The sequence below is a fragment of the Paeniglutamicibacter terrestris genome, from assembly GCF_012271785.1.
GTDB lineage: Bacteria > Actinomycetota > Actinomycetes > Actinomycetales > Micrococcaceae > Paeniglutamicibacter > Paeniglutamicibacter terrestris.
In genome coordinates this window covers 36,547-48,411 of record NZ_JAAWVT010000002.1, presented here as the reverse complement: position 1 = coordinate 48,411, position 11,865 = coordinate 36,547, and the positions used below count along the sequence as shown (strand labels likewise).

11 protein-coding genes are annotated in these 11,865 nt (G+C 61.8%); 8 read left to right on the top strand and 3 right to left on the bottom strand.

Translation table 11 applies throughout. The features are described 5' to 3' along the window. Window positions 1-27: 27 nt before the first annotated feature. From ygfZ to HED64_RS05920, 3 genes are all read right to left on the bottom strand, one after another. Window positions 28-1,098, bottom strand: coding sequence for a CAF17-like 4Fe-4S cluster assembly/insertion protein YgfZ (gene ygfZ / locus HED64_RS05930; protein WP_210149332.1), 1,071 nt, complete (start codon window positions 1,096-1,098; stop codon window positions 28-30). A 3-nt stretch (window positions 1,099-1,101) separates the two neighbouring features. Further along, window positions 1,102-1,701 carry a heme-binding beta-barrel domain-containing protein gene (locus HED64_RS05925; protein ID WP_168151197.1) on the bottom strand — a complete coding sequence of 200 codons (600 nt, stop codon included), beginning with the start codon at window positions 1,699-1,701 and terminating at the stop codon, window positions 1,102-1,104. Window positions 1,702-1,932: 231 nt separating this feature from the next. Further along, a complete protein-coding gene (locus tag HED64_RS05920; protein ID WP_168151196.1) occupies window positions 1,933-2,670 on the bottom strand; it encodes a hypothetical protein in 738 nt (245 codons plus the stop codon). Window positions 2,671-2,916: 246 nt separating this feature from the next. Here HED64_RS05920 and HED64_RS05915 point away from each other — a divergent pair, with 246 nt between their 5' ends. The 8 genes from HED64_RS05915 (at window position 2,917) to HED64_RS05880 (ending at window position 11,818) form a co-directional block, all read left to right on the top strand. Then, a complete protein-coding gene (locus HED64_RS05915; RefSeq protein ID WP_132361059.1) occupies window positions 2,917-3,615 on the top strand; it encodes a winged helix-turn-helix transcriptional regulator in 699 nt (232 codons plus the stop codon). A 26-nt stretch (window positions 3,616-3,641) separates the two neighbouring features. Beyond that, entirely contained in the window at window positions 3,642-4,610 is a 969-nt protein-coding gene (gene mshD / locus HED64_RS05910; RefSeq protein ID WP_168151195.1) for a mycothiol synthase, read from the top strand. 83 nt (window positions 4,611-4,693) lie between these two features. After that, window positions 4,694-6,907 carry an RNA degradosome polyphosphate kinase gene (locus HED64_RS05905; protein WP_168151194.1) on the top strand — a complete coding sequence of 738 codons (2,214 nt, stop codon included), beginning with the start codon at window positions 4,694-4,696 and terminating at the stop codon, window positions 6,905-6,907. A 4-nt stretch (window positions 6,908-6,911) separates the two neighbouring features. After that, a complete protein-coding gene (locus HED64_RS05900; RefSeq protein WP_168151193.1) occupies window positions 6,912-7,877 on the top strand; it encodes an NUDIX hydrolase in 966 nt (321 codons plus the stop codon). Between the two features lie 85 nt (window positions 7,878-7,962). Further along, window positions 7,963-8,286 carry a GNAT family N-acetyltransferase gene (locus HED64_RS05895; protein WP_168151192.1) on the top strand — a complete coding sequence of 108 codons (324 nt, stop codon included), beginning with the start codon at window positions 7,963-7,965 and terminating at the stop codon, window positions 8,284-8,286. A gap of 103 nt (window positions 8,287-8,389) precedes the next feature. Beyond that, window positions 8,390-10,222, top strand: coding sequence for a hypothetical protein (locus tag HED64_RS05890; RefSeq protein WP_168151191.1), 1,833 nt, complete (start codon window positions 8,390-8,392; stop codon window positions 10,220-10,222). After that, window positions 10,219-10,599, top strand: a complete 381-nt coding sequence (locus HED64_RS05885; RefSeq protein WP_168151190.1) for a GntR family transcriptional regulator — start codon at window positions 10,219-10,221, stop codon at window positions 10,597-10,599. Before HED64_RS05890 ends, HED64_RS05885 begins: the two co-directional genes overlap by 4 nt. A 415-nt stretch (window positions 10,600-11,014) precedes the next feature. Beyond that, complete coding sequence (locus HED64_RS05880) at window positions 11,015-11,818, top strand: thymidylate synthase (RefSeq protein WP_168151189.1); 804 nt, start codon at window positions 11,015-11,017, stop codon at window positions 11,816-11,818. Window positions 11,819-11,865: the final 47 nt, after the last annotated feature.

The following is an 11,865-nucleotide window of genomic DNA, read 5'->3' as shown; positions in this document are numbered from 1 at the left end:
AGCGCTCGCTGGCCCAACACGGCTTCCTTAGCGCGGTGGGCGGATGAATCCGGTGAAGCGCCCAGCGGTCTGCCCCGCATCGGTGCTGACGATAACCTCTTGCTTGGCCGCGTAGCGCTCGGCGCCATCAACAACCTCCAGCTCGAGGTCCGGGTCGATGTTGCGCTTGATCAGGGCCAGCCCGATGGGTCCCGCCTCGAAGTGCGATGCCACCGAGGTGAGCGTACCGAGCACCTTCTCTCCCACGCAGATGGTGGAGCCGAGGGCCGGAAGGGTGTGCATAGAACCGTCAAGCTGCAGGAACACCAGGCGCCGCGGCGGGCGACCAACGTTGTGCACACGAGCAACGGTTTCCTGGCCCTTGTAGCAGCCCTTGTCCAAGTGAACGGCGGTGCGCACCAAATCGAGCTCGTGCGGAATGGTTTTATCATCGGTCTCAAAACCAAAACGTGGACGCCATGCGGCGATGCGTAAGGCCTCCACCGCCAGCATGCCGGCGAGGTCCAGCGACGCTACCGCGTCCTGCAATTGCGTCACGGGAACGATGTATTCAAACCACGGGCGTTCAACACCGGGGTGCTCCGGTGCCGAGTAGGCGTAGCCGCCACCGATGACCTGGGGCCACGGATCGATCCACACCGGGTAGGCCTCAAGGGCCGGCTGCGGGGCGCAGGAGCCCACCAGCGCGAAGTCCGCCGAGACATCGGTAATCTCAACACGCAGCATAAAGCGCATGCGTTGGAGCCATGCGGTCAGCGGAGCTCCCTGGCCCGGTTCCACCAAGAGCCACAACGTCTCGGGGTCAGCGAGCACGCGGATGTCAAAATCTATGCGACCCTGAACGCTCAGCAGCAGAGTTTGGGTGCTTTGACCCGGGCGCAAGTCGATCAGTGCCTGACTGGAAAGAGTATTCAGCCAGGAGATCCGGTCCTCGCCGGCAAGCTTCACCACATCAAAGTGGGACATATCTGCCACGGCGGTGCCGTTGAGCAGGGTGCGTTGCTCCTTGGCCAACTCGCCGTAGTGGGCAGCAACGCCCTCATCGATACCTGCCCCGGCGACTGCGCCGGGTCGTGTCAATAGTGGCGAAAGCGCCATGACTCAGTCCTGTTTCTTGAGGGCGGCCGAGGCGTGAGCCTTCAGGTCGTTGGCGCCGGTGGAGACATCCCAGCGCCAGTAGAGCTCACCGTTGACCAGACCGTAGATTCGGGTCGCAGAGGCATAGGCCTTGGCGTTGGTGCCGCGCATGACCAGGTCGGTGGCGAGCTGGATCTGCGGGCCGGTGATGACACCATAGTAAAGTTCGGAGATCGCCCCGGGATGCGCGATGTTGGCCTGAATTTTGAAGCCGCCTTCTGCGGTGCGCAGGTCTTCAACGTCCTGTGCCGAGCGCAGAGCCGGAACAATATCGCCGGGAGTCATACCCGGGCCAAGATCCGCATCCTCCATGGGGCGTTCTAAGGACCAGAAACCGGATTCGCAGGTGAGTGGGCGCAACTTCACGCCGTTCTCGTCGGTGATCCACGTTTCTGACCGGTATTCCAAAAACGGCAAGCCGTTCTGGGTGAAGCTCACGCGTTGCCAGAAGAATTCGTCATCCGCTTCGCCTTCGCCGAGTCGGCCGGCGCCTTCCCACGAACCGATCAGCCATGACAGCGGTACCAGTTCGGGGGTCAGATCCGTGGGAATTTCAATTGGCATAACGTGTGCTTCCTAGAGTCGTTATTTACTTCTGGCCCTTGAAAAGCCGTGCGACAACAAGTCCGGCGAAGCCGGCCATGCCCAGGCCCGCGAGGGTCAGCAGCGAGAGGAAGAAGATTTCGAGTCCAAGGTATTCGTTCATGCCACCATCCTAACCGCATTTGCTGGCCCAAAAGCTCTTTCATGACGCCGGCCACTCCTGTGCCCCGGCTTGTAGCGCCGGCCGCGGATCTAGAGCAGCAGGAGCAGCACGTACCAGGTGACCGAGCCCGCTACCAGCAGTGGGGCCAGTGCCGCGGCCAGAATTTGGGTGAAGCTCTTGGGCCCGCCCAGCGAGGTGATCATGGCGCGTGCACCAACCACCACGAGTCCACACAGGGCTCCAACTACCATCGCCACCGGCAGCGATACCTCGTCGCTGAGCAAGCTTGCGGCACCACCGGCGAGCACGGCCACGATGAAGCCCAGCGGGAAGACGATCCGGTCCGGCAAACGAGTAGCGGCAGGGATCGCTGCACCCATGATTCCAATGCCGGCCATTAGCGCGAGCGTCGGGCCACCGGGCTGGGCACCCAGTACTGCCCATCCGGCGCCGCAGGAAGCGATCAACATTCCGGCGCTACCAACGGCCACGGAGTCCAGGCGCTTTTGCGCATCCGTGCCGCGGACCAACTGGGTGAGAAACATCAGGATGATGCCCACTCCAAGACCGGGGGCTACCCAGAGCAGGCTGGGACCGCCCGGCCCCCAAAGTCCCAACAGCGTGGCAGCCGCCGAGACAACAAAAATCACCAACGACACCGGCAGCGGTGCGGGCAGTGCCAAGAGTCGCGGCCAGCCCAGGGCAAAAATTGCCAGGAGGACCAGCGTCACCGATGGCACCAGCCACGCACCGGCGCCGGAGAGGAAGCCGGCACCTATCAACAGGGCCAGCGTTATGGTTCCGGTGCTCAAAACTTTAAGTCTCACGGGTTCCATCCTGCCTTATTACGTACATTGCACCACTCTCGCCCCGCCCGCTACGCCCCGTTGTACCGGGCAGAAACGCAGTTGCCTGGCCGCGAGTGCGGCCCGCGTCACGTGCCGGAAATGTGATCGAAACCCACGGCAATCTATACTTTCTACGTACGCATCGATTCAATGCACCGTTCCCCACACCGGGAATGCGGCCGTGAATCGGCAAATCAAACAAGAAGAAGACGGGTGAAGTTCTCGATGGCCATCATCGCGCTGTTGACCAACACCCCGGGCCCCGAGGGCGATATTCTGCCCTCCTTGGGCCTGCTCTCCCACGAGGTGCGTGTCCTTCCCGCACAGGGAAACGCCATGCTGGCCGCCGACGGTGCCCAGCTGGTGCTCGTGGATGGACGCAAAGACTTAGCCGCATCACGCACCTTGTGCCAGCTGCTGCGCACCACCGGTGTCTCCAGCCCCCTGTTATTGGTGCTCACCGAGGGCGGGATGGCAGCGATTAGCGCCTCCTGGCAGGTTGATGACGTGATCCTTGATACCGCGGGACCAGCGGAGGTCGAAGCCCGCCTGCGCCTGGCACTGGCTCGTTCCTCGCACACCGAGGCAGATACCAGCGCACCGATCCGGGCAGCCGGTGTGCTGATCGACGAGGCCAGCTACACCGCCAAGGTGCACGGCGAACCGCTGAACCTGACCTACAAGGAATTTGAGCTGCTGAAGTACCTCGCGCAGCACCCCGGACGGGTCTTCACCCGTGAGCAATTGCTGCACGAAGTCTGGGGCTACGACTACTACGGAGGCACCCGGACCGTGGACGTCCACGTGCGTCGTCTGCGTGCCAAGCTGGGCACCGACCATGAGCAGCTGATCGGCACCGTGCGTAACGTCGGCTACCGTTTCGCCTCACAACGCAACGAAAACCCCGAGGTCGTCGACGCTTAGGTGCCGCTGCGGCTATCTTTGGGAGTATGAGCGCTGCGACGAATCCCGAAGTCAGAATTGAGATCAACCACGGTTCTCCGGAACCCGATGCCTTGCGCGCGCTGCGCGAATTGGCCACCACCGCGGAGGAAGCCGACGGCAACCCGCCCTTAAGCGAGCAGACGCTCGTGGAATTGCGTAGCACCGCGGATCCCGACGTATTGATCGGCGCCTACGCCTACCTCGTTCAGGGGCCGGCAACAAATTCGGGTGAGCTGGTGGGTGTTGCCATCGCCGTGCTCGGGGACCCCGGAACCCTGGAAATGGTCGTGGACCCGGCCTTCCGCGATTCGGGCATCGCCGGTGCCCTGCTTGAGGCGCTGGGGCAGCACACCGAATTGGGCAAGCTGCGGGCGTGGGCCCATGGCAATCACGAGGCCGCCGCCCGGCTGGCCGAGACCAACGGCTTTGCCCCGGTGCGTGAGCTCTGGCGCATGCGCATGATCACCGGCACCCCGGTACCCGCCGCCATCGTGCCCGAGGGCATCAGCATCCGCGCCTTTAATCCGGACAGTGATGGCCCGGGCTGGATCGCTGCCAATGCCGCGGCCTTCGCTCATCACCCCGAACAGGGTTCCATGACGCTTGATGACTTGGAAGCGCGCATGGCCGAAGACTGGTTTGACCCCGCCGGCTTCCTGCTGGCAGTAAATGCGCAGGAACAGATTGTGGGCTTCCACTGGACCAAGGTGCACCCGGCGCTCTCCTCCCCCGTGACCGGGGAACATCAGCGCATTGGCGAGATCTACGTGGTGGGTGTGATCCCCGAGGCACAGGGCACCGGGCTGGGCAAGGTCCTCACCCTCGCGGGCATCACGCACCTGAATTCCTTGGGGCTGCCGGCCCTGATGCTCTACGTGGATGCCGACAATGTGGCGGCCGTCTCGCTATACCGAAAATTGGGCTTCACCAAGTGGGATGTCGACGTCATGTACGCCCCGGTTTCGGTAAGGTAGTAGGCAACGCGATGCCGCGCCCCGACGGCCTGCCGTTGGCGCGCGGCTTATGAACCTCACCATCCACGCTAGGGGCAACAGCCATGGAACCGCACCCAGTCACATCAGCATTGGGCATCACCGATGTGCCCGCGGCCCGGGCCACCCAGGACCGGATCGAGCTGCCCGAGTTTGCACCGTCGCTGCTTCCCGAGGGCGACTTCGCTGACGATCGTTTTCTGGACCGGGAACTGAGCTGGCTGCACTTTAACGCTCGCGTCTTGGAGCTGGCCGAGGATCCGGAATTGCACCTGCTGGAGCGGGTCAATTTCCTCTCGATCTTCGCCTCCAACCTTGACGAGTTCTTCATGGTGCGCGTCGCTGGCCTCAAGCGTCGTATTGCCACGGGCCTCGCGGTGCCATCAACGACCGGCATTAGCCCGATCGATCAGTTGGAGCGGCTGCTGGCCGACGCGCACGCCCTGCAAGTACGTCATGCCGAAGTTTTTGCGCTCCAGGTCCGCCCCGCCCTGGAGGAAGAACAAATCCTGTTGGTGGGCTGGAAGGACCTGGACGAGCGGGCGCGTGAGGAACTGCGTCGCTGGTTCATCGACCAAGTCTTCCCGATCCTCACCCCGCTGGCCGTGGACCCCGCCCACCCCTTCCCCTACATTTCCGGACTTTCGCTGAACCTGGCGGTGGTGGTGCGCAACCCGGTGAGCGGCAAGGAGCTCTTTGCCCGGCTCAAGGTCCCGGACATGATGGCCCGGTTGATCTCCGTGGATGGACCGCGCGCCGGAAACTCCGCCGGACGCATCGCCCGCTTCATCACGCTCGAAGATGTCATCGCCGTGCACCTGGAACTCTTGTTCCCGGGCATGGACATCGTTGAACACCACTTCTTCCGAGTCACCCGCAACGAGGACCTCGAGGTGGAGGAAGACGACGCGGAGAACCTGCTCAAGGCCCTAGAGCAGGAACTGCTGCGCCGGCGCTTCGGTCCCCCGGTGCGCCTTGAGGTCGTTGAGGATATTAGCCCCAACATTCTCGCCCTGCTGGTGCGCGAGCTGGGCATCGAAGAGGACGAGGTATTTGCCCTCCCCGCCCCGCTGGATTTGCGCGGAATGGGTGTCATTGCCGGCATTGACCGAGCAGATTTGCACTACCCCAAGCAGCTGGCCCACACCTCGCGCTTCCTCAACGAGTCCGAGACCTCCAAGGCCGCCAACGTTTTTGCCGCGATGCGCCGCCGCGACATCCTGCTGCACCACCCCTATGACTCCTTCTCCACCTCGGTTCAGGCATTCTTGGAGCAGGCGGCCAATGATCCCAAGGTCATGGCCATCAAGCAGACCCTGTACCGCACCTCCGGCGACTCCCCGATTGTGGATGCGCTCATTGATGCCGCCGAGTCCGGCAAGCAGGTGCTGGCGCTGGTAGAAATCAAGGCACGCTTTGATGAGCAGGCCAACATCACCTGGGCCCGGAAGTTGGAACAGGCCGGTGTTCACGTGGTCTACGGCATCGTTGGCCTCAAGACCCACTCCAAGCTCTCCCTGGTGGTTCGCCGCGAGGGAGATAAGCTGCGGCGCTATTGCCACATTGGCACCGGCAACTACCACCCGCGTACCGCTCGTTACTACGAGGATTTGGGGCTGCTCACCAGCGACGACGCCGTGGGCGAGGACCTATCGCGTTTGTTCAACCAGCTTTCCGGCTTTGCTCCGCGCTCAACTTTCAAGCGTTTGTTGGTCGCTCCGCGCTCGCTGCGCAGCGGGCTGATCGACCGCATTGAGGCGGAGATCGCCAACCGCAAGGCGGGTCTTGCGGCCCGGGTGGTCATCAAGGTTAACTCCATGGTCGATGAGGCCATCATCGATGCGCTGTACCGTGCTTCACAGGCCGGGGTTCAGGTCGATGTCATTGTCCGCGGCATCTGCTCCTTGCGTCCCGGCGTGCCGGGCCTGAGCGAAAACATTCGGGTTCGCTCCGTCTTGGGCCGGTTCCTGGAGCACTCCCGCGTCTTCTGCTTCGCCAATGCCGGGGAGCCGGTGATCTTCATCGGTTCCGCCGATATGATGCACCGCAACCTGGATCGACGCGTCGAGGCACTGGTATCGCTGAGCAGCCGTGAGGACATCAGCGAACTGGTGGCACTGCTGGATCGGTACATGGACCCAGGAACGGCCAGCTGGCATCTTGACTCCGAGGGCGACTGGACCCGACACCACACCGATGAAAATGGCCAACGACTCCTAGACATTCAGTCGTGGCTGATCGAGTCTCGCACCCGCCAGCGAACCGCGGTCAGGCGCTAGGGGCGTGGAGTTAGTTCGTTCTAGTGATTCGGAAGCCATCCGAGGTGCAGATTTTGCCGTTCGCGCGGCCGGTGCTTTGGTGTGGCGGGTCAACGGTGCAGGGCTCGAGGTGTTGATGATTCACCGCGAACGATATGACGATTGGTCATGGCCCAAGGGCAAGATCAATCCCGGGGAAACCATGCCCGAGTGCGCCACCAGGGAAGTCCTTGAAGAGATCGGTCTGGACATCACCTTGGGCATTCCACTGCCCGCGATGAGATATGAGGTCAACTCCGGGCCCAAGGTTGTCTACTATTGGGCCGCGCGTTCCCCCGGCACCACGCCGGTGCCAGATGGCAAGGAAGTTGATGCGGTGCGTTGGGCCACCCCAGAATTGGCGCGCACGTGGCTGACCAATCCGGGTGATCTGGAACCGTTGGATGCACTGGTGGCCGCCCACCAGGCCGGCGAATTGTTCACCGTGCCATTTGTGGTCATCCGCCATGCCAAGGCGAAGCCGCGCTCCAATTGGACGCGGGAGGAAGGCAAACGCCCCTTGGCTGCCACCGGGCAGCGTCAGGCGCTGGCTGTCTCACGCTTAGTGACATCGTGGCGTCCGACGCGCGTCGCCTCCAGCCCGTGGATTCGTTGTGTGCAGACGGTGACGCCCTACCTCAAGGAACAGCATCTGCCGTTGAAGCTGCTCGGTTCGATCACCGAACACGAGGCAAAGCGTCACCCGGGCAAGGCGATGCGCGCCGTGGCCAAATTGCTGAATAAGCATCGTTCCCAGGCCATGTGCACGCATCGTCCGGTGTTGCCGCTGGTGCTGGAGGAGTTACGCAAACGCATGAGCTCTCGGCTCCGGGCGTTCTTACCGGCTGAGGATCCTTTCCTGCGACCGGGTTCGATCATCGTGGTTCACCAACCGGTATCTGGCAAGGGAAAACTTGTTTCGGTTGAAGTTTACGAAGCATTTGAGGACTAGCGCGCACTCTTCGCTGTAGTCTCTTGGTAGGTGAGCACATACGCGGCACCACAAGAGATTTTCGAGCCTCGACAAGGAGTGCATCATGATCCAGAAGAATCACGGCACGGCCCCGGAAAAGATTGCGCACCAGGGTCTGCGCTTGGACCATGACGAGGATCGCGGCCGCTACTCCCTCTGGCACGGGGCGACGTATGTGGGTTTCCTGGGCTACAGCGTTGAGGGGAATGTTGCCACGCTGCAGCACACCATCATCAATGAGGAATATGGGCGTCACGGCTACGCCCGCGCACTGGTGACCTTGGTCTTGGAGCAGATGCGCCAACGCCAGTTGAAGATCATCCCCGAGTGCTCCTACGTTCAGGATTACCTTCGGCGCTACCCGGAGTACAACGACCTAGTTCTCTGATAACAATTCGGCACTTTTTCGCTTCATGAGCCGATCCCCCTCGAACTTTGTCTCAAAGACTTGATACATTGATACAAAGTTCGAGGTTTGGGAGCACCACTTCATGATCAATGCACTGACATCCGTCGGTTTCGGCTTGGCGATATCCGCCGCGCTGATCTATGTCCTCTTGCGCTTTTTCGTGGCAGCACCAAACGCGACAAACACCACCGAAGCCATTTCACGCCATGCCTTCTGGACGGCACTGATAGCGTTTTTCGCCTCAGGAACCTCCGGCCTGTCGAATCTGTGGGCCATCGCCCCCGATGCAGGCACCGGGATGATGGTCGATACTCAACCCACCACCATGCTGATGCATGCCGCAGCACCCGGCCTGTGGCTGACGCTTGTTTACATCCTGGGCCAATTCACCTGGCCCCGGCATCTAAAGCCGGTGCGTAGCGCCTCACTCGAAGTACGCAGCGTCAAGACGTTGGTGCCAAAATTCTTAGCAAGCCTGCTCTTGGTCTGCACAGTCATCAGCACGGTGGCCATCATTTTTGTGTGGAATGACCCCGGCGCTCCGCACCGGGAAGGTAGCGACTCGAGTTCAAGCTCGCAGGAGATGAGCTACGACGGCGAGACCGATGACTTCGGGAACCCCGTTGACGACGACGGAAACCCGATAGATCTCGATTCCACCGACGCCAAGGGCAATTCCCCCTATATTTCTTCCATCACGGGAACTCGATCCGGCAACGAGGTGGGCCCCTACCTCATGGGCGGCATGGCCTTGGCCCTACTGGGTAGCGCCGGAGCAGCGGCAGTCATTGTCCGGCGTCCGCCGCTCGATGCCCTGGACGCTGGGGAGAATTCCATCCTGCGTTCCGTGTGGATCAATCGGCTCTTGCGTACCGCATCGATAGTAATTGCGGGCTTTGGCGCCGCCTCCGCGTCATACCTCGCCGAAGGCATCCGAGCCCGGGCCGATTGGGCCCTGCCGATCACGGCCAGTGGTCCCTCCTTCAGCGAGAGTGCACAAAACCATGCCAACGTGTTGAACCTGATAGCGAGCATCAGCTTCCTTGCACTGATCATCGTGGTCGTGAGCTGCTCCCCTCCGAAACTTGTCGATATTTCTCCCAACGCGCTCGTCGGAAGCTCGGCACCGTCCCGCTCATTTTCCACGGCACGAGACTTCCTGCTGCTGACCCACTGCATCGGACTTTTGGTGATGTTCCTAGTTGTCATGTTCATGGGGATGCAAGCCACGGGGTCCGTTTACAGCACGACAACCTCCGCCGACGGGACCCAAACCTTCTCCTTTGATTCCACCGACCCCACCCGCCTGCAAACCATGGGGAACCTAGCTCTGACGATCGTGCTGGCTGCGGGCAGCTATCTGCTGCTGAATCTACTGGCGGCATGGGTGATCTCTCGCCGAGTCGGTGGGCCGAGCCTCGAGACCCCCCGCCGGGGTCTGCTCCCGGGGTGGTTCCTCACGGTGCTGGTTCTGGCAACAACGCTCGGAGTCACATCGGTGATCAACTTTGCGGTTGCTGGCCCGCCCGCTCTTCGGGAGATCGTGTGGTGGGCAGCCGCGATACTCGTCATCGTCGCGGCGCTCGCTGGTGTGCTATATCGCAGTGCGACCCACAGTGCACTGCGGGCTGACGCCAGCAGGAGCGAAGACACCAAGATCCGATTATTGCTGGCTCAGCGCGGCGCTCGGATGCTCGGTGGAGTTTCCTTGCTGCTCACGTCGCTATTGGGAGATCCAACATTTTGGGCGCCCAGCGGACATGGTTATGGCGAGGGTATGTACTACGACCAGGATCCTTCCGGCTTCCAGCTCATCACCTTGGTCCTGGGTATCATTCTGTGTCTGCTTCCGGCGGCCACCGTTTATCGTGCACCGCGGCCAACCACGCAATATTCCACGCCGAGCAACCATTGAGCATCCAAATTGCCGTTGACCTTCGCGATGCAACTCCCCCGTTTGAGCAGATCCGCACCCAGATCGCTTCCCTCATCGCCGTCGGGCGGCTGGCCGACGGCGCACGTCTACCCACCGTTCGGGCGCTAGCCACCGACCTTGGTGTCGCCACCGGGACCGTGGCTCGAGCGTACAAGGAGCTCGAGGCCGCGGGCTTGATTCAGAGCAGGCGACGACTGGGGACCATGGTGACCCACGCACCGGCGGACTCTACTCGTGCGGCGGATGAACACCTTCAGGTCAAAATCGCTGATCTGATCGCCGCCTCCCGGGAAGCGGGCATCACCGATGAGACCTTAGTGTCGCTGCTCCAGGGCCGGCTGAGGAACACCGACTAGATTCGCTCGCCGAGCACCGGTCCTTGGGGACAAGGCCGATGCCATCGGCACGGCGCGTGGGATCCCCGTCGTTCCTCTTGCGTCAAATCTCTTGCTGCCGCAGGGCCAACGGCCACTTCATGGTGTGGATTGAGATTCGACTCGCCGCAGGCTCGTTCCCGAGCTGGGGATCACACCGCGTGCCGCCGCGACGCTCTGCGGCAGCACACCAAGGGCAGGATTTCTGAGCACAGCGGCCCCACGCCGACACCGACTTTGCGCCCGTGCACGCGGGAAAGCGGCCGGGAATCCACTCGACACCTCCAGCAAGCATGAGGTGTTGACTGAGCATCATTCGGCACCGACCCAAGGAGTCGGTGCCCACTCGAGGACTTCCTCAGCAGTCGATCGCGCGGCCAGCGTTTAGACTGGTTCAGTGACGATTCCAACCCCTTACGAGGACCTACTCCGCGACGTTCTTGCCCATGGCACTGCCAAGGGTGATCGAACCGGAACCGGCACCTCGAGTGTTTTTGGCCGCCAGATACGCTTTGACTTGGCGGAATCCTTTCCGCTGATCACCACCAAGCGCGTCCATTTTAAGTCTGTCGCCGTGGAGCTTCTCTGGTTCCTACGCGGGGACTCCAATACCTCATACTTGCGCGAGAATGGCGTGAAGATCTGGGATGAATGGGCAGATGAAGATGGCGAGCTGGGCCCGGTCTACGGCGTCCAGTGGCGATCCTGGCCCACGGCCGATGGCCGCCACATCGACCAAATCGCACAGGTCATGGACTCCTTGCGAGAAAATCCAGATTCACGTCGCCATATCGTTTCGGCCTGGAACGTCGCGGAGATCCAGAACATGGCGCTGCCTCCCTGCCACGCGTTCTTCCAGTTCTACGTCGCCGACGGCAAACTCTCTTGCCAGCTCTACCAGCGCAGCGCCGACATGTTCTTGGGCGTTCCGTTCAACATTGCCTCCTACGCGTTACTGACCGCCATGATGGCCGACCAGCTCGGCCTAGAGCTCGGTGAATTTATCTGGACCGGCGGCGATACCCACATTTACGACAACCACGTGGAGCAGGTCACCGAACAGCTGACCCGCGAGCCCTACCCGTATCCACGCCTGCGCATCACGCGCACCCCCGATTCGATCTTCGACTACACGATTGATGATTTCGTGATCGAGGACTACCAACACCACCCGACGATTAAGGCCCCCATCGCCGTATGAGCAACTCACAGCAGAGCGCCGGACACCGCGCCGAAACCACCACCACT